Origin of the sequence: Gryllotalpicola koreensis (genome assembly GCF_039538185.1) — a bacterium.
Classification (GTDB): domain Bacteria; phylum Actinomycetota; class Actinomycetes; order Actinomycetales; family Microbacteriaceae; genus Gryllotalpicola; species Gryllotalpicola koreensis.
Window position 1 is genome coordinate 810549 of record NZ_BAABBW010000001.1, and the last position, 21074, is coordinate 831622.

The following is a 21074-nucleotide window of genomic DNA, read 5'->3' on the forward strand; positions in this document are numbered from 1 at the left end:
AGTCGGCCGGGGTGACGCTGGCCGGGGTGTCAGAATGAGCAGCGCAATGGTCACGCACACCGACTCGCCGCGTACACTCCGCGTCGCCGTCGTCGAGGATCAGCCGCTGTTCCGGAAGATGCTCTCCGTGCTGCTCGACGCCACCGACGGCCTGGTCGTGGCCGGGGAGTACGCGAGCGCCGCCGAGGCGTCGCAGGGGCTGGATGCCCGGGCCGTCGACGTCGCGCTGCTCGACCTGCGGCTCGGCGACGGTGACGGGCTCGCGCTCGGGCGCGATCTGCGTCGTCGCAACCCCTCCCTGGGGGTCCTCGTGCTCTCGGCTTCGGACTCCATGCACGTGCTGCTGGAGATCCCGCGACACGAAGCGGGCGGGTGGGGCTACCTGTCCAAGACGTCGTCGTTGTCGGCGCCTGCGCTGGTGTTCGCGATCCGCTCCGTCGCCGAGGGACGTGCCGTGCTCGACCCGGCGATCCGAGCGCAGCGCGAGGTGCGCAGGCAGAGCCCCCTGGCACAGCTGAGCGCGCGGCAGCGGGAGGTGCTCGCGCTCGTCGCGGACGGGCTGACCAACTCCGCCATCGCCGCTCAGCTGGGGATCTCGCCACGCTCCGTGGACGGGCATCTGAACGCCGCCTATGCAGGTCTCGGCCTGCAGGCCAGCCCCGACCGGAATCCCCGGGTGGAGGCGGTGCGGGCCTACCTCGCGCACACGGTTCCGGGCCCGTCATGAGCGACCTCGCCGAGCTCGACCCCCGCGGCGAGCAGCGGGTCATGCTCGTGACCACGGTGCTGGTCGCCGGCATCCTCTCCATCTACACGAGCACGCAGTCGGTGCTCGTGCTGGGGGTTTTCTCCCATGCGCTCAGCGGGAGCACGCCGTCGCAGCCGTTGGAGCTCACCGTCCGCACCGCCGTCAACCTCGCCACGGTCGCCGTGGTCGCAGCCGCCGCCTCCGCGGTGCGCCCGCAGCGGTTCCGAGCCGCCGGTCGCGCGCTCTCCGTCTGCGCACTCGCCGTCGGGGGCGCGCTGGTGCGTGGCGTGCTGCAGGCCGCGACCGGCATCTACGCGCTCCCCGATTCGGGGAGCCGGCACGCGCTGCTCGTCGAGCTGCTCACATCGTCCTGCCTTCTCGCGCTGTCGCTCGGCGTCGGCCTGCTCTTCGTCGGGGTGGCACGACAGGCGCGCCGGGGGGACCTGCTGCGTCTCGCCGCCCAGCAACGGGTCGTGCAGCTGCTGCGCGAGGTCCAGGACGAGGAGCTGCGGGTGCGGCGCGAGCTGGCCGAGACCATCCACGGCAGCGTCCAGGGCACCTTCGTGGTCATCGAGGCACAGCTGCACCGCCTCGCGCAGGAGGCGGCCGATCCCTCCGGAGCCGAGCTGCGCATGCTCGCCGCTCAGCTCGGCACCTTGCGCGAGGGCGAGCTGCGTCGCATGAGCGCGGAGCTCTACCCCGTCGACCTCGACAGGGGGCCGGATGCCGCCCTTCGGGCATTGCTGGCGCGACTGCCCAGCTGGGTGGCGGTGACCGACGAGGCCTCTGCGGTGCTCGCCGACCTCGCGCTGTCGCAGGAAGCCCAGGTGCTGATCATCCGGGTCGTCGAGGACGGCCTGTCCAACGCGCTGCGGCACGGGCACGCCCGCGCCATCCGCGTCGTCGCCGCCGCCGACGACCACGCGCTGACGGTCACCGTTTCGGACGACGGCGACGGGCCGGAGGACGGCGCGAGCTGGTCAGGGCTGGCACGGCTCGGTCGTCGCGCCGAGGCGATCGGCGGCACGCTACGGCTCGCGGCAGGACGTGACGGCGGCGTGCTCACCCTCGTGCTTCCCCGGTAGGTAGAACCACCTGTTCGACTGCCGGCGGTTCATAGGATCGCCCCCGGGATGGCACACCCGTGCCCGTCGCGCCATACCGGAAGGCATCCGTGAACATCAGCATTCGTCCTGCGCTGGCCGCGCTCGTCGTCGCGGCCGTGACCGCGGCGGGCGCGCTCGTCGCCTCGCCCGCGACCGCCGCGGTCCCCACCGCCACCGCGGTCGGCTCGGTCGCCGATTTCGTCGGCACGAGTCCCGCACGCATCGCGGTGACTCCGAACGGCCGCACGGCGTATGTCACGAACTGGATCTCGCACACGGTGTCGATCGTCGACACGGCCACGATGAGGCAGACGGGCACTGTCAGCGGCTACACGGGAACCGGGCCCTACGGCGCCATCGTCTCCGCGGACGGCCAGACCCTGTATGTCGCCGACTGGGGATCGAACTCGGTCATCGTCGTGAACACGGCCACGAACACGCAGACCGGCGTCATCTCCGGGTACACCGGAAAAGGACCCCGTCAGCTCGCGCTCTCGCCCGACGGCACGACCCTCTACGTGACGAACTACAGCAACGACTCCGTCTCGGTGATCAGCACCGCGACCAAGAAGCAGACCGCCACGATCGCCTCATTCACCGGTCAGACCCCGGACTCGATCGCGCTCTCGCCCGATGGCCGCACGCTCTACGTCGGCAGCATCGGCTCGCAGGGGCGTGGCCTGGAAGTCATCAGCACGGCGTCCAAGAAGCAGACCGGCGTGGTCTCGAGCCTGAGCAGCACCCCCGTGACAGGACTCGCCCTGAGCTCGAACGGCGCCAAGCTGTATGCCTCCGGCAACTCGACCATCTCCGTCGTGGACACGGAGATGCTGACGAAGGCGGCCACGGTGTCCGGCGTCTCCGCGGACTCGTACGGCATGGCCCTCTCTCCTGACGGGTCCACCCTCTATGCCTCCCTGCAGGGGCCCTCGTACCTCGCCGGCACCGTCGCGATCATCGACACCGCCACCGAGACCAGCAGCACCGTCGTCGCCGGCTACACCGGTCGCTCACCTTTGGGCATCGCGGCACTGCCCGACGGCACATCGCTGCTGATCGCGAACAACGACTCCAACAGCGTGTCTGTGGTCCGCACCTCTGCGGCATCCCTGTCTCCGACGACGCAGACGGTGACCGCGACCGTCGGCACCGCGATCACCCCCACCACGGCGCTCACTCCGAGCGGGTTCTCCGGCGCCGTGAGCTACTCCGTGTCTCCGGCGCTGCCGGCCGGGCTCTCGCTGGACACCGCGACCGGCGTGATCAGCGGATCGCCGACGCGTGCCATGGCCGCCACCTCCTACACCGTGACCGGCACCGACGGTTCGCTCAGCGCGACCTCGACCGTCTCCATCTCGGCTGCCGCCGTCATCTCCCCAGCCACGCAGACCGCGTCCGGCGTGGTCGGCACCCCGCTGACGCCGACCACCGCGTTGACCGGCGCCGGGTTGGGCGGACAGGTCAGCTATACGCTGTCGCCTGCCGTGCTGCCCAGCGGCCTCAGCTTCGACGCCGCGACGGGGGTGATCAGCGGCACGCCGACGACGGTGATCTCGCCGCTGCAGTACACCGTCACCGGCACCGACGGCCAGAACAGCGCGACCGCGCAGATCACCCTGCGCGTGGATCCCTATCTGACCCCCGCCACCCAATCACGGACGGGATCGGTCGGCGTGCCCCTCGCGCCCACCTCTCCGCTGGTCGCCACCGGCTTCCCGGCGACGCCGAGCTACAGCTTCTCGGTCTCGCCGGAACTGCCCGACGGCTTGAAACTGGATGCCGAGACCGGTGTGGTCAGCGGCATCCCCACAGCCTCGGCTGCGGCGAAGGACTATACGATCACCGCCTCGAACGGGTATTTCTCGGCGGCCACCACGGTCACGATCTCGATCGCCGGGCTCGCTCCCGCGAAGCAGACCATCACGGCCGGGTACGGAACGGCGATCACCCCCACGCAGGCGCTGACGCCCTCCGGCCTCGGGGGAACGGTCTCCTACACGGTTTCACCTGCGTTGCCCGCGGGCCTCGTGATGGACACGGCGACGGGCGTCATCAGCGGCACGCCGCGGGCTGACGCGCAGACCGCGACCGACTACACGATCACCGGCACCGGCGAACTCGGGGGCGAGGCGGTGGCGTCCGTGACGATCAGCATCGCCCCCGCCCTCGTGGTGACGGGGACGGCGCTGCAGGGCACCGTCGGCACGGCGATCACTCCCGTGAAGGCGCCCATCGCATCCGGGTTCCCCGGCGCCGTGACGTACACGGTGTCGCCCGCGTTGCCGGCCGGGCTCTCGCTGGACACCGCGACGGGCGTGATCAGCGGAACGCCGCAGACCGCGCAGAACGCCGCTTCGTACACGCTCAGCGCCACGGCCGGCGGGTTCTCCGCGACGGCTTCCGTGTCGGTCGCCGTGGCGGGCCTCTCTCCGGACGGGCAGCCGCTCCTCGCCGAGCACGGCACCGCCATCACGCCGACCCAGGCGCTGACCGCCACCGGTTTCACGGGAGCCGTGAGCTATGCGGTCTCGCCCGCCCTTCCCGAGGGACTCACGCTGGACTCGGCGACGGGCGTGATCAGTGGCACCCCGACCGGCCACGCCATCGAGAAGACCGGATATACGATCACGGCGACCGGGGCGGATGCCGGAACGGCGACGGCCGTCGTCAAGCTCACGGTGCTCGCCGTCGCGCCGGCTGCGCCTGCCGACGCGGTCGCGGTGCCGGGGGCGAAGCAGGCATACGTCTCGTGGACGGCTTCGGCCGATGACGGCGGGGCCGGCCCGCTGAGCTACACCGTCACCGCGCTGCCGAGTGGCCAGAGCTGCACCACGACGGCGACCTCGTGCATCCTCACCGGCGTGTCACCCGGCACCGAGAGCTTCCAGGTGGTGGCCTCGACACCCGCCGGGTCCTCCTCGGCATCGTCCGTGACCGCGGACGTGGTCTCGTCGATCGCTCCCGACACGGTGCCGCAGGCGACGGCCGGAACCTCCGTGACCTTCCGCGACAGCCACGGGAAGGCCGTCACCATGGTGACGCCCGGCGAGAAGGTGACCGTCGAAGCGACCGGATTCGCCCCGAAGTCCTTCGTCGACGCGTACCTCTACTCGACTCCGACGGCGCTCGGTTCGGGGACGACGGGTGCCACAGGCTCCGTGTCGTTCTCCGTCACGGTCCCGACCACGATGCCGGTCGGTGCGCACACCCTGGTCGCGACCGGGTTCGCCCCCGACGGCACCGTCGCGTTCGCGACCTCGGGCCTGCGGGTCTCCACCGCAGCGGCAGCCGCCGCCGCAGCGCCCCCTTCGACGACGGCCAGCTCAGCCCCCGCGACCTCCCTCGGGCTGGCCGTCACCGGCTCCGACGCGCTGCCGTGGCTGTGGCTCGCAGCCGGCCTCCTGCTCGCGGGTGCTCTCGCCGGAGCGGCCCACCGACTCCGGCCGCGCAAGCGGAGCCGCTGACCCTGCGCTCCTGAGGTGGGGCGCCGTCTGCGGCCTCACCTCAGGAGCGTGCCCGCTCAAGCTACGCCGAGTACGGAATCGCCGTGCTTTCGAGGCCGTCTTTCGCGCAACGAGTCCGTATTCGCGCGCGCCGAGCGGCGCTGTCAGTCGGGCGGGTTAGCGTGTGCGCATGACGTTGACGGATGCCCGGGCCGAAGCATCCGTCGACGACCGCGACGCTTCGGGCGACTCGGTCGTCACCACCGTCTACGACCCGGCGCTGCCCGTCGATCTGCGGGCGACGCTCGGGCCGCTCGGGCGCGGGCCGTACGACCCGACGACCCAGTGGCAGGGCAGCGTGCTCTGGCGCACCTTCACCAGCCCCGACGGCCCGGTCACCCTGCGCCTCGAGCAGCGCGGCGCCGGCGGCCCGATCGCCGCCAGAGCCTGGGGCCGCGGCGCCGAATGGGCGATCGACGGCGTCCCGGCGCTTCTCGGGAAGCACGACGACTGGTCGCAGCTCGACCTCGGCAGGCATCCGTTCTTGTCCGAGACGCTGCGCCGCAATCCCGGCCTGCGCCTGCCCGCGACCCGCCGTGTCTTCGAGGCGATGGCGCCCGCGATCATCGAGCAGAAGGTGACGAGCCTCGAGGCCTACCGCGAGTGGGCGCGGCTCGTGACCCGATTCGGCACGCGGCCGCCCGGCCCGACCCACCTCATGCCCCGCAACCTGCGCGTCGCGCCGGCGCCAAGCGTGTGGCGCGCGATCCCGAGCTGGGAATGGCACCAGGCCGGTGTCGATCCGACCCGCAGTCGCACGCTGGTGAACACGGCGACGCGCGCGCAGGCGATCGAGCGGGTGACGGATGCCGCGACGCTCACGACCCTGCCGGGCATCGGCCCGTGGACCGCGGCCGAGACCTTCCAGCGCAGCCACGGCGACCCCGACCAGGTCTCGGTCGGGGACTACAACGTGTCGCATTTCGTGGGCTACGCCCTCGCAGGCGACCGAGACTGCGACGACACCGGCATGCTCGAGCTGCTCGCCCCGTGGGCTGGGCAGCGGCAGCGGGTGGTGCGGCTGATCCTCGCGAGCGGCCGCCTGCCCGAGAGGCGCGGCCCGCGGGCGACGATCACCGATCATCGGCGTCGCTAGAAATATCCTCGACAGCATGGGGACCGAGCCGGAAGACGGCAGCGCTGACGTGAGCGAGCTGCGGGCCGTCGCCGCGGCCGCGGTGGACCAGGTGCGCGCGTGGCTCGCCGAGCCCGCGCAGCAGTGGCCGACCGGCGCACGCCGCCTCGCCGAGCTGCTGCGGGAAGAGGGCGGCCTCGACTTCGCGGTGCAGTTCGTCGACGGGGTCGCTCGGCCCCGCGACCTCGGCGTCGCGGCCAGGAAGCTGCACGAGCTCGCCGGCCGGGTGCCCGCGAGCCTGCACGGCGGCCTGCGCACCGCGCTCGAACTCGGCGGCGGGGTCGGCCCCGTGCTGCCGTGGGCGGTTGTGCCTGCGGCACGAGCGGCGCTCAGGCGGCTCGTCGGCCACCTCGTCGTCGATGCCACCCCCGCCAAGCTCGGGCCGGCGCTCGCGAAGCTGCGCGCGGGGGGTCACAGGCTCAATCTCAACCTGCTCGGCGAGGCCGTGCTCGGCGAAGAGGAGGCGGGGAACCGACTCGCCGGCATCCGCGAACTCCTCGAGCGCCCCGACGTCGACTACGTGAGCGTCAAGGTGAGCAACGTCGTCAGCAACGTCAACCTGTGGGGCTTCGACGACGCGGTCGCGCGCATCGCGCAGCGCCTGACCCCGCTCTACGAGCTCGCGGGCGCGGGCGGCGAGACGAGCGTCGCCCCCGGTCGCACGAAGTTCATCAACCTCGACATGGAGGAGTACAAGGACCTCGACCTCACGGTCGCGGTCTTCAAGCGGGTGCTCTCGAACCCGCGGCTCGCCCACCTCGAGGCGGGCATCGTGCTGCAGGCGTACCTGCCCGACGCGCTCGACGCCCTGCAGGACCTCACCGAGTGGGCCCAGGCCCGCCGCGCAGCGGGCGGCGCCCCGATCAAGGTGCGCCTCGTCAAGGGCGCCAACCTGCCGATGGAGCGCGTCGACGCCGAGCTGCACGGCTGGCCGCTCGCGACCTGGGGCAGCAAGCTCGACACCGACGCCAACTACAAGCGGGTGCTCGACTGGGCGCTGACGGTGGAGCATACGGATGCCGTGCGCCTCGGCGTCGCCGGGCACAACCTCTTCGACGTCGCGTTCGCGTGGGAGCTGGCCGGCGTGCGCGGGGTACGTGACCGCATCGACGTCGAGATGCTGCTCGGCATGGCGACGGATGCCGTGGCGAGGACCGTCGGCGGACTGACGCTGTACACCCCCGTGGTCAGGCCGGAGGAGTTCGACGTCGCGATCTCGTACCTCGTGCGCCGTCTCGAGGAGAACGGCTCGCCCGACAACTTCATGTCGGCCCTCTTCGAGCTGAGCGGCGCCGGGCCGAACGCGGACCAGCTGTTCGAGCGCGAATGCGCGCGCTTCCTCGACGCGGTCGAGCGCTACGAGGCCGTGCGCGAGCCGGTCGGGGTCGCCCCGCTGCCGAACCGCCGCCAGGACCGCGCCCGCGAGTGGCAGGACGAGAACGCGACGGCGCTCTTCCACCCGCGCATCGACCCCGTCGACCCGGCGGGGCAGGCCGCGGGCGACGCGGGCCTCACCGTCGCCGTGCTGGGGCTGCCGCAGCAGGAGGGCTGGGTCGCGGCATCCCCCGCGGCCCGCAAGGCCGCGGCGTTCGCGCCGCCGCTTCCCGCGGAGTGGCAGGCGCGCGGCGACCGCCAGACCTTCCGCAACGAGTCCGACAGCGACCCCTCGCGGGCGGCGAACCGGGCGTGGGCGAAGCGCGTCCTCGCCAGGGCGCAGGGCACAGACCTGGGAATGGCGGCGGTGATCGCGGCCCGCGTCTCGGAGGAGCGCAAGCTCGACCAGCTCATCGCCGCCGTCCGCGCCGCAGGCGTGCGCTGGGCGCAGGCGCCCGGCAGCGAGCGCGCCGACGTGCTCGACTTCGCCGGCCTCGCGATCTCGGCGAACCGCGACCAGCTCATCGAGGTGATGGTCGCCGAGACCGGCAAGACCTTCGCAGAGGCCGACGTCGAGGTCACCGAGGCAGCCGACTTCGCGCACTACTACGCGGCGCTCGCCCGTGAGCTCGACACCGTGCAGGGCGCCCGCTTCCAGTCGAACGCGCTCACCGTCGTCACCCCGCCGTGGAACTTCCCGGTCTCCATCCCCGCAGGCGGGGTGCTCAGCGCGCTCGCCGCGGGCAGCGGGGTCATCATCAAGCCTGCTCCGCAAGCGAAGCGCTGCGCGGCGGTGCTGGTCGACGTGCTGCACCGGGCCGGCATCCCGCGCGACGCGCTCGCCCTCGTCGATGTCGACGAAGAGCACGAGGTGAGCAGGCAGCTCATCACCGACGACCGTGTCGACCGGGTGATCCTGACCGGCTCGTTCGAGACCGCGCAGCTGTTCCGTTCGTGGCGCCCCGATCTGCCGCTGCTCGCCGAGACGAGCGGCAAGAACGCGATCGTCGTCACGCCGAGCGCCGACTACGACCTCGCGGTCGCGGACATCGTGAAGAGCGCCTTCGGCAATGCGGGGCAGAAGTGCTCCGCGGCATCCCTCGTCATCCTCGTCGGGTCTGTCGCCGATGACGCGCGCTTCCGCCGCCAGCTGATCGACGCCACGCGCAGCCTGGGCGTCGGGCCCGCGACGGATGCCGCGACGGAAGTCGGCCCGCTCGTGCAGCCCCCGAGCGGGAAGCTCGAATGGGCGCTCACCGAGCTCGACGACGGCGAGACGTGGCTCGTGCGGCCCCGGCCGCTCAGCGAGGACGGCCGGCTCTGGTCGCCCGGCATCAAGACCGGCGTCGCGCCGGGCAGCCGGACGCACCTCACCGAGTTCTTCGGCCCCGTGCTCGGCGTCATGCGCGCCCGCACCCTCGCCGAGGCGATCCAGCTGCAGAACGCCGTCGACTACGGTCTCACGGCCGGCCTGCACGCGCTCGAGGAGCGCGAGATCCGCCAGTGGGTCGCGTCGGTCGAGGCGGGCAACCTCTACGTCAACCGGCACATCACGGGCGCGATCGTGCAGCGGCAGTCCTTCGGCGGCTGGAAGAAGTCGGCGGTCGGCCCGACCGTGAAGACCGGCGGCCCCAACACGCTGTTCCCGCTCGGCACCTGGGTGAGCGTGCCGGGCGAGCAGAGCAACAGCCTGCACCTGCGCGGACTCGACCCCGACGTGCAGCAGTTGATCGAGCTCAGCCAGTCGGCGCTCGACTACGCCGATTTCGACCTCGTGCGCCGCTCGGCCCTGTCCGACGCGATCGCCTACGCGACGGAGTACGGGAGGACGACGGATGCCGCGGGGCTGAAGTCCGAGCGCAACCTGTTCCGCTACCGGCCGGTGCCCGTCAGCATCCGTCTCGGCCCGGGCGGGACGCTTCCCGAGCTGCTGCGCGTTCTCGCTGCGGCATCCGTCTCACGCACGCGCTACGACGTGTCGACGCACCTGGCGCTGCCCGACGGAATCGCCGCGTGGCTCGACGCGCACAGCGTGCCTGTGAAGGTCGAGGACGACGATGCGTGGCTCGCGCGCCTCACCTTCCGCCCCGAGACGATCGAGGTCGGCGGCCCGGCGACGCACCCGAAGCCGATCCACCGCATCCGCCTGATCGGCGGCAACGGGCTCGCAGCGGCGCGGGCCTTGCGCGGCGACCCCGAGGTCGCGATCTACGACGGGCCGGTCACCGCCTCGGGCCGGGTCGAGCTGCTGCCGTTCTTCCGCGAGCAGTCCATCTCGATCACGAACCACCGGTACGGAGCGGTGCTGGCGGAGCCGGTGCTCTAGCTCAGTTCTGCTCTGAGCGCCGCGATGACCGCCTTCTCTGCGTCCTTCGCGCTCACGCCGAGGCTCGCCGCTTTGCGCGCGTATTGCGTGGCAGCCGACTGCAGCTGCTGCTGGATCGCATCGCCCTGATTCGCGATGAACGAGCCGCGGCGGCCGAAGGTCTCGACGATGCCGTCGTCCTCCAAGAGGCGGTACGCGCGGGCGACGGTGTTGACCGCGATGCCGAGCTGGTCCGCGAGTCGGCGCACCGTCGGCAGCTTCGCGCCGGGCGCCAGCGAGCCCTCCCGCACCGCGGTCAACAGCTGGGATCGCACCTGCTCCGATGCCGGTGCAGGGTTTGTGGCGTCAATTCTCAGTTCCATGCCAGATTCCCCCGATTGATGGTTTCCACACTCACAAGGCGGTTCTCCGGCACGCGCGTCCCCACGCCGACGTGCACGCCCCGTTTGTGCAGGTCACTCCGCATATCCAACAGGGCATGAGCCCGCGCCTGCAACCCGCAGCCTGGGAATCAACGGTGAATGGGGCTGATATCCCGACGCGGATGCCGATGCATGGGGCAACACGCGCGCACGGCCTGTCCGCCCTGGGACTTTCGGCCCAGGCCGGCTGCATAAAGTCCCTCGCGGCCCCGACCGCGGGCTCCGGCTCCCCGAAGCCTTCCCCACCCCGACCCGAACGACCCGAAACGACATGCGCTCCTCCCTGCACGCCCACCCGCATCACAGCTGGTTGCGCAGGCGCTCCGCTCGCCTGCTCGCCGGTACGACTCTCGCGATCACCGGATGCCTCGCCATCGCCCTGCCCGCCCACGCCGCGACCCTGAACGCGGCGGCGGGTTCCGCTCAGGCATCCGTCTCGTCATCGCTCTCCTCATCGGCCGCCGCGTCGGTCGTCCAATCACTCGACGTCTCCGACACGGTCGCCGCGCCGAAGATCGCGCGCGAGACCTTCACGGCGCTCCCGCCCGACGTCCCCGCCCTGTTGCAGCAGGCCGCCCCGCAGACGGATGCCGCCACGCTCGCCTCGACCGCGTCGGCGCTCGGCGCGACGCCGGGGCAGCGCCTCAAGATCGTCAGCACCGCGCTCAGCTACCTCGGCACGCCGTACGTGCTGGGCGGCGCGAGCCACTCCGGCATCGACTGCTCCGGTCTCACGATGCAGGCGTATGCCTCTGTCGGCATCGGCCTGTCCCACGGCGTCGGTTCGCAGGACCGCGTGGGACACACCATCTCGGCCGCCGAGGCCAAGCCGGGCGACCTGCTCGTGTTCGACAACGAGCAGCACGTGACGCTCTATCTCGGCAACGGGCTGATGGTCGCGGCACGCGAGCCGGGCACCCAGGTGCAGATCGAGCCGCTCAGCGCGTGGTCGGGAATCGGCTATCACTTCACCCGCCTGCTCGGCGACTGATCCTCACTTGTTGCGCGGCTCCCGAAACTGGGAGCGTTCCCTGCGGCCCTCCTCGAGGGGTCTGATATGTTCGCCGGGTCGACTTTTTGTCGGCGCTTCGGGGGACTGAGCACCACGGGCCGTAACGCCCCGACGGCAATGGGAGAAGAGCTATGGCGAGACAGAGGATCGACGCGTCACTCGATGCATTCGATGCTCTGATCGCCGGACTGGCGGATGCCGGTCAGATCGCCCCCTCCGAAGTGCGCGCCCTGCGCGAGCAGGACGAAGCTCCCCAGACGGGGCAGATCCCGGTTCCGGGAAGCCGTTGGGCTGTGAAGAACGTGGACGCGCCGGCTCCTGCGGCTTCCGCGCAGCCCATGACCCGCCGCGAGGCACGCGCCCTGCGCGAGGCGCTCGAGGCGCAGCAGCGCTCGGCCGCAGACGTCGCGCACGAGGCCGCTGCGCCCGAAGCCGCCGCCCCCGAAAGCACCGTCGCGTCGGCCGTCGAGGCCGAGAACGCGCGCCGCACGGAAGACCTGATCCACTCGCACCGCGTGCGCCCGACCTCCGAGCCGAAGCGCCCCGTGGTCGCCGCCGCACCGAAGCCCGCGCGCGGCAGCGCCCGCCGATCGCTCGCGGCCGTCCTGGGCGCCGTTGTGCTGATCCCCTCGCTGTGGATCGTCGTCCCCGCCACGGCCGACACCACGCCCGGCCCGGCGACCGCCGACGCGCACGGGCGCACGGCGCAGCAGATCATGCAGGTCGCCGACGACGTGCAGGGCCCGACGGTGCAGAACCCCGACTACGTCGCGACCGCCATCGCCGCGATCGTCACGAAGATCGGCGGCGCCGACGCGGCCGCCGCCGCCCCGGCGATCGTCGACGCCATCGCCGCCGGCGGCGAGCGCGCCACGATCGTCGAGACCGCCCTCGGCTACATCGGCACGCCCTATGTGCTCGGCGGCTCGAGCCACACCGGCATCGACTGCTCCGGCCTGACGATGGTCGCGTATGCGGCGATCGGCGTCGATCTGTTCCACGGCGTCATCGCCCAAGACAAGATCGGCACCCACATCCCGCAGTCCGAGGCGAAGCCGGGTGACGTGGTCGTGTTCGACGACCTGGACCACATCGGCATCTACCTCGGCGACAACCAGGTGCTCGCGGCGCCGGCTCCGGGCCGCCGCGTCTCGATCGAGTCCGTCGACGTGTGGCGCCCGGTGGGCATCCACTTCACGCGCCTGCTTCCGGCTGGCCGATAGGCCGCAAGAATTGCAGGTATGACGGATGTCTCAGGTGCACCCACCCCGCGCCTGACCCCGCGCTGGCGCGACCTGCTCGAGCTGCGCCCCTATGACCGCGATCACTGGGCCGCGCTGCGGGTCGGGCTCTCGACCGCGATCCCGCTCCTCACGCTCTGGGCCACCGGGCGCGCCGACCTCGCCGTGTTCGCCGTCTTCGGCGCGTTCACGAGCGTGTACGGCCGCAACTTCCCGCACGTCTCGCGGTTGCGGTTGCAACTCGTCGCCGGTGTCGCGCAGCTCCTGTCGATCGCGGTCGGCGGCGCGATCGCACTGTCGCCGCAGCGGAACCTGCTCGTCATCCCCATCGCGGCGCTCTGGGCCTTCGGGGCGTCACTGCTCGCCGACCGGGTGCGCTGGACCCCGCCGGGGCCGATGTTCCAGGTGTTCGCCCTCGCCGGGGTCGCCTTCGCGCCGCTCACGCCGGCCGGCTACGCCGCGGGACTCGTCGCAGCTGCGGCATCCGTCGCCCTCGCCCTGCTCATCGGCTATGTCGGCCGGCTGATCTGGCGGGCGCAGGAGGGCCGGCTGCACAACCCGTACACCAAGCCGATCGTCGTTCCCCCGCCGGTGCACGGCTACCTCGAGCACGCGACGATGTTCTTGATTGGTACGGCGGTCGCGGGGGCGATCCCCGCGCTCGTCGGCATCGGGCACCCGTACTGGGCGATGGTCTCCGCGATCGCCGCGCTCTCCGTGCCCGGCGGCTACAACCGGGTGCTGCGGGCGACGCACCGCTTCGTGGGAACGCTCATCGGGCTCGGCATCGGCGCGCTGCTGCTCCTGTTCCACCCGACCGGGCTCGCCGCGATCGTCATCATCATCGTGCTGCAGGCCGGGGTGGAGCTCGTCGTGGTGCGCAACTACTCGCTCGCGCTCATCGTGCTGACGCCGCTCGTGCTCGTGATCGGCGAGCTGGGCGGGCCGCAGCCGATCGGCGAGCTGATCTGGCAGCGCGGCGTCGAGACGTTCATCGGGATCGCCGTCGCCGTGGCCGTCGCCGTCGTGATGGAGCTCTTCGTCGTGCGCAGGCGTGCCCGTATGACGGATGCCTGAGCGGCGACGATCTCGATAGCATCCGTTCATGACCTCCACCCCCACCGCGCCTGCCTCGACGCTGATCGAGGCGGGCGGCATCGAGGCGATCCCAGCCGATCGCCGGCACGGCTCGCCGTGGCAGCTCTTCGCGACCTGGAGCTCGCCGAACCTCGAGTTCGCGACCGTCTACGTCGGCCTCATCGCCGTCGCCTTCTTCGGGCTGAACCTTCCCGCCGCGATCCTCGCGATCGTGATCGGCAACGCGCTGGGGTCCCTGACCCACGGCATCCTGTCGACATGGGGCCCGCGCGAAGGGCTCGCCCAGCTGGTGCTGAGCCGCACGGCGTTCGGAACCCGCGGCAACATCCTGCCGGCGGCGCTCAACACCGTCATGGCGGGCCTCGGCTGGTTCGCGACCAACTCGGTCAGCGGCACGCTCGCCCTCTCGGCGCTCACCGGCATGCCCGCCTGGCTCGCGCTCGTCATCGTGGTCGTCGTGCAGGTGGGGCTGGCGTTCGTCGGTCACAACCTGGTGCAGCAGTTCGAGCGCTACGCGGCGATCGTGCTCGGCATCATCTTCCTGGTCGCCTGCATCGTGATCTTCGCCCACGTCGGCGACGGCGCGGCGCCGAAGGGCGCGGGCTGGCCGTTCGGCGGCTTCACGCTCACCGTCGCCGCGGCGTTCGGCTATGCGGCGGGCTGGAACCCGTACGCGAGCGACTACACGCGTTACCAGAAGAAGGGCGTCTCGAAGCTGCAGCTCGGCCTCGCCGCCGGCCTCGGGGACTTCGTGAGCTGCACCGTGCTGATGATCGCCGGTGCGGCATCCGTCTACGTCCTGTTCCCCGGCGAGAACCCGACCGACAGCTTCGTGCACTCGCTGCCCACGTGGCTGCGCGACCTGACCCTGCTCGCGATCGCCGTCGGGGCGATCGCGGCGAACGCGCTGAACATCTACTCGGGCGCGATGTCGTTCCTCGCGGCCGGCATCAAGATCCCGTTCGCGCTGCGCCGGGCGATCATCGCGCTCGGCTTCGGCGCCGTCGGCTTCGTGATCGCCCTCATCGCGGTGCTCAACGAGCACTTCGAGACCTGGTACGAGAACTTCCTGCTGGTGATCGCGTACTGGATCGCGCCGTGGCTCGGCGTCGTCCTCGTCGACCGCTTCCTGCGCCGCGGCACGTCGATCGCCGAGCTCGTGCCCGACGGGGCGAAGTACCGCAACTGGGCCGGCCCGATCGCGCTCGTGGTCGGCGGCGCGCTCTCGATCTGGCAGCTGTCGAACCAGTCGTTCTATGTCGGGCCGATCGCGAAGACGACGGGGGTCGGCGACATCACGCCGTTCGTCGGCTTCGTGCTCGCCGGGGCGATCTACTGGGTCCTGTTCACGATGCCCAAGGTCGCACTCGGCGGCCCGCTCGCGAGCGAGCCCGAGCTGGTGGTCGGCATCGACGCGGCGGACCGGGTGGCGTAACCGATGACTGAACTGCGTTATGAGACGGATGCCGCGAAGCTCGCCGTCGCCATCGAGGAGGCGCGCGCGGGGCTCGCGGAGGGCGGCATCCCGATCGGCGCCGCCCTGTTCACCCGCGAGGGCGAGCTGCTCGGCCGGGGTCACAACCGGCGCGTGCAGCAGGACGACCCGTCGGTGCACGGCGAGACGGATGCCTTCCGCAACGCCGGCCGCCAGACGAGCTACCGCGACACGGTGATGGTGACCACGCTCTCGCCGTGCTGGTACTGCTCGGGGCTCGTGCGGCAGTTCGGCATCGGCCGCGTGATCGTCGGCGACGACCGCAATTTCCTCGGCGGGCAGGACTGGCTCGCCGAGAACGGCGTCGAGGTCACGGTCGTGAACGACCCCGAGTTGATCGCTCTCATGGGCGGATGGATCGAGGCCCACCCGCACCTCTGGAACGAGGACATAGGCGAGGAGTGATCGTTTCGAGACAGCCGCTGCGCGGCTTCCGGGGCGATCGGGTGGCGGCGAGGACGAGGTGATCGACGCGCGGGCGATCCTGCTCTCCCTCGTCGGGGTGCTCGCACTGACGGCGCTCGCGACGGGGGTGCTGGTCTACGCGCGTGCGCCGAAGCCGTTCGCTCCAGCGCTCGCGGTGCTGCGCGGCACCCTGCAGCTCGCGGCGATCAGCCTCGTGCTGGCCGGCATCATCCGCAGCCCGTTCTGGATCGGTGTCGCGCTCGTCGTGATGTTCTCGGTCGCGGCGTGGACGGCGGCGCGCCGCCTCGGAGCTCTGCGCGAGCGGTTCGCGCCGGTCGCGACGGCGATGGCAGCCGGCATCCTGATCGCCCTCGGCATCATCTTCGCCACCGGCGCGATCGCGTTCACGCCGCGCTACGTGCTCGCGATCGGCGGCATCGTCATCGGGAACGCCATGACGATCGCGACCCTCAGCGGGCGGCGCTTCGTCGAACTCCTCGACGACCGGTGGGAGGACGTCGAGGGGTGGCTGGCGCTCGGCGCGCGGCCGCGCGACGCGACCCGCGACCTCGTCAGACGGGCGATCCACGCGGCGATGGTGCCGACGACCGATCAGACGCGCACCACCGGGCTCGTCACCCTGCCCGGGGCGTTCGTCGGAGCCGTGTTCGGGGGCGTCTCGCCGCTCGAAGCCGGCCGCTTCCAGATCGTCGTGCTCGCCGCGATCATCGGGGCCGGAGCGGTCGTGGCGGTGGTGCTCACGGCGTGGCTCGCGCCGGTGCGGGTGCGCCCGGCCACGATGAGTTCATGACCCGTTCTGTGCAGATCCTCGCGTTCGACGGCATGGAGGTGCTCGACTACGCGGGGCCCTACGAGGTCTTCAACGTGGCGGGCGAGCTCACCGATCCGCGAGAGTTCGCGGTGAGCTCGGTCGGCGTGACCGCGAGCCCGGCCGGCCGCGGCGGGTTCCGCGTCGTGCCCGACTTCAGCCTCGACGACGCGCCGGCGGCCGACATCGTGATCATCCCGGGTGGCCGCGGCACGCGCGTGCTGCAGCATGACGAGCGCGTGCTCGCCTGGGCGCGGCAGCGGGCGACGGATGCCGCGCTGCTGCTCACCGTCTGCACGGGTGCCCTCATCGCGGGCTCAGCCGGGCTGCTCGCCGGGCTCGAGGCCACCACGCACCACAGTGCCTTCGATGAGCTCGCCGCCGCCTCGCCGACCACGACGATCGTGCGCGGCCGGCGCTTCGTGCGCTCGTCCGACCGGATCCGCACCTCGGCCGGGGTGTCCGCGGGCACTGACCTCGCCCTCGCGATCGTGGAGGAGCTCGCGGGGCCGGAGGTGCGCGCGGCCACCGAGGCCGAGATGGAATGGATGTGGCCGGACGGCCCGACTCAGTAGCCGCTCAATAGCCGCTCGATGAACCCGACGCCGCGCTTGTGATCTTCGAGCCGTCGGGTGCGACCGCCCACCAGACGTTCCCCACGAGCTGGCCGCTCACGTCGCCCGCCTTGCTGTCGCCGGCGAAGTAGTAGATCGGCAGGCCGTCGATCGTCACCTGCTTGGTGCCGTTCGCACCCGTGATCGTGCCGACCGCTCCCGAGATCCCGGTGACCGAGGGAGTCCCGGATGCCACGACCGGCGGCCACTGCGTGAGGCACTGCCCGGTGCAGGCCGACGCGGTCTCGCCCTTCGTGTCCTTGCCGTAGTAGTAGACGGTCATCCCCTTGCCGTCGACCACGATCTGCCCGAGCGAGCTGGAGGCGGTCTTCAAGGTGTTGCCCGCGTCGGATCCGGTGCCGGAGGCTGACGAGGCGCTGGTCTTCGGCGCGTTCCCGCCGTATGCCCCGCCGGTGCTGCCTGAGCCGCCGGAGCAGCCCGCGAGCGCGAGGGCGGCGAGCGCTGCGCCGGCGAGGGCGAATGCAATCCTGTTCTTTCTCATGCCTGTGTCACGGAGCGCGGGCGCGGCGGGTTCACCCCACGGGGGAAATCAGTTCACGGGGGAGCTGAGCAGCACGGCATCCGTCGCCACGTCCCGCACCTGCACCGAGCGCAGCTGCGACGTCGGCAGATCGACGGCGCCCGTGGTGCGGATGTCGGAGCCCGGCCACGCGGACCACGACGACACGCGGGTCGCGTCGCCCGCGGCATCCGTCACGTACAGCGCGTACGCGCGGGTCGCCCGGTAGCTCGACGGCTCGTAGCGGCAGCGCATCGTGATCTCGGTGCCCCAGCGCTTCGAGCTCAGCGTCACGGACGCGCTCAGCGGGCTCGGCGTCGTCTGGCTCAGGGCGAGGTGCGTGCCCTCGGGCGGCGGCGAACCGAGGGTCGTCGGCAGCACGACGGCGGCCGCGATCACGGCGGCGGCGAGCACGGATGCCCCGGCCGTCACGGATGCCCCGGCCGTGATCCAGCGTCTGGCGAGGCGGCGGCGGCGCACGCGGCGGGCGAGCGCCTGCAGAGAATTCTGCGCCCTCGCGAGCGCAGCTCGCTCGGCGTCCGCCGCGCGACGACCCACTGGGTCGTCGCCGCTTAGCGGCGAACGCTCAATGACCGGAGCGGGCGCACGCGACAGCAGCGCCGGCATGCCGGCCAGCTCGCCGACCGAGGCGCGGCACTCCGGGCAGACCTCGAGGTGCTCCTCGAAGCGTCGCCGGTCGTCGGGCGAGAGCGCGCCGAGCACATAGGCGGCGTCCCACTCGTGAATCGACTCCTCGCTCATCGCGTCACTCCCTTCTCCTGCAGCGCGAGCCGCAGCGCGCGCAGCCCGTAGTGCAGCCGGCTCTTCACGGTGCCCTCCGGCACGCCGACCGCCTCGGCGATCTCGGCGACCGACCTGCTGCCGTAATACGCCAGCGTGATCACCTGCCGGTGCTCGGCGCTCAGCCCGGCGAGCGCGTCGCCGATGAGCCAGGCGTCGAGCATCCGCTCGGTCTCGTCCGCCGTCACGCGCTCGGGCATCGTCTCGGTGGCCGTCGGGGTCTCGTGCCGCCGCCGCGCGCTGCGCGCCTCGTCGATCACGAGGTTGCGGGCGACGGTGAACAGCCAGGCACGGGCGGATGCCTCGCGCTGGTCGAGCACGGCAGGCTTCTTCCACGCCCGCAGCAGCGTCTCCTGCACGATGTCCTCCGACTGCGCGGCATCGCCCGTGAGCGACATCACATAGCGCCACAGCGGGCGCGCATGCTCGTCGTGCAGCGCGCGCAGCAGTGCGTCCTCGTCGTTCGGCACGGACACCTCCTCATGAGGACACGTGGCTCACCGGCATCCGGTTCACCTGTTTCGTCATTCTCAGAATGAACCTCAGCTGCGTCGATATCGTGCGGTCATCGTGAACCTCGACACCTTCGCGGGCCTGCCCCTGCACATCCTTCTCGTGCACGTCATGGTCGTGCTCGGGCCGCTCGCCGCTCTCGCCGTCATCCTGCACGCGTTCTGGCCGGCCGCGCGTCGACGCCTCGGCGTCGTGACGCCGCTCGCCGGGCTCGTCATCCTCGTGGCGACGCCCATCACGGTCTCGGCCGGCGAGTACCTGCAGACCGTCGTCGGCACGACGCCCGCCCTCGCGACGCACGTCGAGCGCGGCGAGGGGCTGCTGCCCTGGTCGATCGCGCTGTTCGCGGTCGGGCTCGCCGAATGGGTGTGGTGGCGGTTCGCCGTCGGCCCCGAGTTCGGCGCGCGGCTCACTTCGACGGTGCGCTGGGGCGGCACGGTCGTGCTGTGGGTCGCGGCGGCGGTGGTCGGCGTCGCGTTCATCGTCGAGATCGTGCTGATCGGCGACTCGGGCGCGCGCGCCGTCTGGGGTGGGCTGCACCTCTAGCGGTGGGCGGCTACGGCTCCAGCAGCCGCGCGCAGCTGATCCACCAGTAGCCGAGCTCGTTGTAGAGGCGGTCGGCGACGGCCTCCGGCGAGTGCTGGGCGACGACGCCGAGCTGATACGGGAAGGCGTCGGCCACGTCTACGAGCGCGCCGTCCTGCTCGGCGAGCGGCCGCACGGACCAGTGCACGCCCTGCAACGCGGGCGGGGTCGCGTAGAGCCACAGCCTGCCGTTCACGCGAATACGGATGCCTGCACTGTCCGCACCTGCCGAAGCCTCCGGCCAATGCACCCGGAGCCGGACGAGGGCGGCCTCGGCGAAGGCATCCGTCACCGCGAAGTCCGACGGCGCGCCGCTCGTCGCGACCGTCGGCTGCGAGCCGGGTGACGCCGGTGCGTCAAGATCCGCGAACGGGCCGATCAGCGCGGGTGGCGGAGCTGCGTGCACGTCGAGCGCGCCGCGCACGAGCTCGAGCACAGCCGGGGTGAGTGCGGGCGTGCCGGCGAGCCGCAGCCCCGTGGTGACGGCGGCGAAGTCGCGCAGGGCGATGAGCCAGGCGCCATGCAGGCGGCGCATGCCCCGCCAGTCGTCGGCGAGACGCCGGGCACTCGCATCGTCGAGCACGACGCCGAGCGAGCGGCGCCCCCAGTAGCTCGCGAACGCCCGGTCGAAATCCTCGAAGGACAGCGCGCTGATCAGTACGGCCACGCCTCGACGCTACGGCCATCCGGCCCCGCCGCGCGTTCCGTGAGAGGGGTGTTTCGGGCGAGTAAACATTTGTGAGCGTCCCTCACTGTGGTCACGGCGGCTGACCTATCCTCAGGGCATGCCCGTCGACCTCCTCAAGCTGGTGCAGACCGCGCGCGACGCGGCGTTCAGCCTGCTGGCGGCGCCGGGCTTTGCCCGCTTCGGGCGCGGCAGCCGCATTCTGCTGCCGTTCCGCTGGGGCAATCGCGACAAGGTCGCGATCGGCGCGGACTGCCTGATCGCCGCCGGCTCGTGGCTGCTCGTGCCCGATCGCGCGACTCCCGGCCCCGTGATCGTGATCGGCGACCGGGTGCGGATGCACCAGACCTCGATCACGGGCGTCATGAGTGTGGTCATCGAAGACGGGGTCGAGCTCGCGCGCGGGGTCTACATCTCCGACCACATGCACGGCTTCGCCGACCCCGAGGCGTACATCCGCGACCAGCCGCTCGAGCGGGTGGCGCCCGTGCGCATCTGCCAGGGCGCCTGGCTCGGGCAGAACGTCGTCGTCCTCCCCGGTGTGACCATCGGCGCCGGTGCCGTGGTCGGCGCCAACAGCGTCGTGCGTGAAGACGTGCCCGCCCGCAGTGTCGCGGTCGGCGCTCCGGCCCGCGTCGTCCGCCGACTCGCCGTCTAGGGGC

Annotated in this window: 18 protein-coding genes and 1 pseudogene; 14 read left to right on the plus strand and 5 right to left on the minus strand. The window is 71.7% G+C overall.

The window, feature by feature from the left end:
* Window positions 1–46 precede the first annotated feature (46 nt).
* The 5 genes from ABD708_RS03895 to ABD708_RS03915 all read left to right on the plus strand — a co-directional run bounded on the left by ABD708_RS03895 (window position 47) and on the right by ABD708_RS03915 (window position 10192).
* Complete coding sequence (locus tag ABD708_RS03895; protein ID WP_344751969.1) at window positions 47–727, plus strand: response regulator transcription factor; 681 nt, start codon at window positions 47–49, stop codon at window positions 725–727.
* Window positions 724–1833, plus strand: coding sequence for a sensor histidine kinase (locus tag ABD708_RS03900; protein ID WP_344751970.1), 1110 nt, complete (start codon window positions 724–726; stop codon window positions 1831–1833). The genes ABD708_RS03895 and ABD708_RS03900 overlap by 4 nt, the downstream gene beginning before the upstream one ends.
* A 59-nt stretch (window positions 1834–1892) precedes the next feature.
* Window positions 1893–5318 (plus strand): putative Ig domain-containing protein, encoded by a 3426-nt coding sequence (locus tag ABD708_RS03905; protein WP_344751971.1) that lies wholly within the window; start codon window positions 1893–1895, stop codon window positions 5316–5318.
* Between the two features lie 169 nt (window positions 5319–5487).
* Window positions 5488–6453, plus strand: a complete 966-nt coding sequence (locus tag ABD708_RS03910) for a DNA-3-methyladenine glycosylase family protein (protein ID WP_344751972.1) — start codon at window positions 5488–5490, stop codon at window positions 6451–6453.
* Window positions 6454–6469: 16 nt separating this feature from the next.
* Window positions 6470–10192 (plus strand): proline dehydrogenase family protein, encoded by a 3723-nt coding sequence (locus ABD708_RS03915; protein WP_344751973.1) that lies wholly within the window; start codon window positions 6470–6472, stop codon window positions 10190–10192.
* Here ABD708_RS03915 and ABD708_RS03920 read toward each other — a convergent pair.
* On the minus strand, window positions 10189–10554 hold the full coding sequence (locus tag ABD708_RS03920; RefSeq protein ID WP_344751974.1) for a GntR family transcriptional regulator: 366 nt from the start codon (window positions 10552–10554) through the stop codon (window positions 10189–10191). The two genes, ABD708_RS03915 and ABD708_RS03920, sit on opposite strands and share 4 nt — an antisense overlap.
* A gap of 331 nt (window positions 10555–10885) precedes the next feature.
* Here ABD708_RS03920 and ABD708_RS03925 point away from each other — a divergent pair, with 331 nt between their 5' ends.
* From ABD708_RS03925 to ABD708_RS03955, 7 genes are all read left to right on the plus strand, one after another.
* Window positions 10886–11605 (plus strand): C40 family peptidase, encoded by a 720-nt coding sequence (locus tag ABD708_RS03925; protein WP_344751975.1) that lies wholly within the window; start codon window positions 10886–10888, stop codon window positions 11603–11605.
* 152 nt (window positions 11606–11757) lie between these two features.
* Window positions 11758–12849 carry a C40 family peptidase gene (locus ABD708_RS03930; protein WP_344751976.1) on the plus strand — a complete coding sequence of 364 codons (1092 nt, stop codon included), beginning with the start codon at window positions 11758–11760 and terminating at the stop codon, window positions 12847–12849.
* Window positions 12850–12867: 18 nt separating this feature from the next.
* Entirely contained in the window at window positions 12868–13944 is a 1077-nt protein-coding gene (locus ABD708_RS03935; protein WP_344751977.1) for an FUSC family protein, read from the plus strand.
* Between the two features lie 28 nt (window positions 13945–13972).
* Window positions 13973–15400, plus strand: coding sequence for a purine-cytosine permease family protein (locus tag ABD708_RS03940; protein WP_344751978.1), 1428 nt, complete (start codon window positions 13973–13975; stop codon window positions 15398–15400).
* A gap of 3 nt (window positions 15401–15403) precedes the next feature.
* Window positions 15404–15865: a nucleoside deaminase gene (locus ABD708_RS03945; RefSeq protein WP_344751979.1), complete on the plus strand. Its 462-nt coding sequence runs from the start codon at window positions 15404–15406 to the stop codon at window positions 15863–15865.
* 58 nt (window positions 15866–15923) lie between these two features.
* Window positions 15924–16676, plus strand: coding sequence for an ABC transporter permease (locus tag ABD708_RS03950; RefSeq protein ID WP_344751980.1), 753 nt, complete (start codon window positions 15924–15926; stop codon window positions 16674–16676).
* Window positions 16673–17269 (plus strand): DJ-1/PfpI family protein, encoded by a 597-nt coding sequence (locus tag ABD708_RS03955; protein ID WP_344751981.1) that lies wholly within the window; start codon window positions 16673–16675, stop codon window positions 17267–17269. The genes ABD708_RS03950 and ABD708_RS03955 overlap by 4 nt, the downstream gene beginning before the upstream one ends.
* 4 nt (window positions 17270–17273) lie before the next feature.
* Here the strand turns inward: ABD708_RS03955 and ABD708_RS03960 are convergent, their stop codons facing one another.
* The 3 genes from ABD708_RS03960 to ABD708_RS03970 are packed head-to-tail and all read right to left on the minus strand — an operon-like array spanning window position 17274 to window position 19099.
* Window positions 17274–17810, minus strand: a complete 537-nt coding sequence (locus ABD708_RS03960; RefSeq protein ID WP_344751982.1) for a COG4315 family predicted lipoprotein — start codon at window positions 17808–17810, stop codon at window positions 17274–17276.
* Between the two features lie 48 nt (window positions 17811–17858).
* Window positions 17859–18590: an anti-sigma factor family protein gene (locus tag ABD708_RS03965; RefSeq protein WP_344751983.1), complete on the minus strand. Its 732-nt coding sequence runs from the start codon at window positions 18588–18590 to the stop codon at window positions 17859–17861.
* Entirely contained in the window at window positions 18587–19099 is a 513-nt protein-coding gene (locus ABD708_RS03970) for a sigma-70 family RNA polymerase sigma factor (RefSeq protein ID WP_344751984.1), read from the minus strand. The genes ABD708_RS03965 and ABD708_RS03970 overlap by 4 nt, the downstream gene beginning before the upstream one ends.
* Before the next feature lie 100 nt (window positions 19100–19199).
* Here ABD708_RS03970 and ABD708_RS03975 point away from each other — a divergent pair, with 100 nt between their 5' ends.
* On the plus strand, window positions 19200–19688 hold the full coding sequence (locus tag ABD708_RS03975; RefSeq protein WP_344751985.1) for a hypothetical protein: 489 nt from the start codon (window positions 19200–19202) through the stop codon (window positions 19686–19688).
* A 10-nt stretch (window positions 19689–19698) separates the two neighbouring features.
* Here the strand turns inward: ABD708_RS03975 and ABD708_RS03980 are convergent, their stop codons facing one another.
* On the minus strand, window positions 19699–20394 hold the full coding sequence (locus ABD708_RS03980; RefSeq protein WP_344751986.1) for a hypothetical protein: 696 nt from the start codon (window positions 20392–20394) through the stop codon (window positions 19699–19701).
* Between the two features lie 526 nt (window positions 20395–20920).
* Between ABD708_RS03980 and ABD708_RS19425 the strand changes: the two are divergent.
* Window positions 20921–21070: pseudogene (locus ABD708_RS19425) on the plus strand (sugar O-acetyltransferase); the annotation flags it as partial.
* Window positions 21071–21074: the final 4 nt, after the last annotated feature.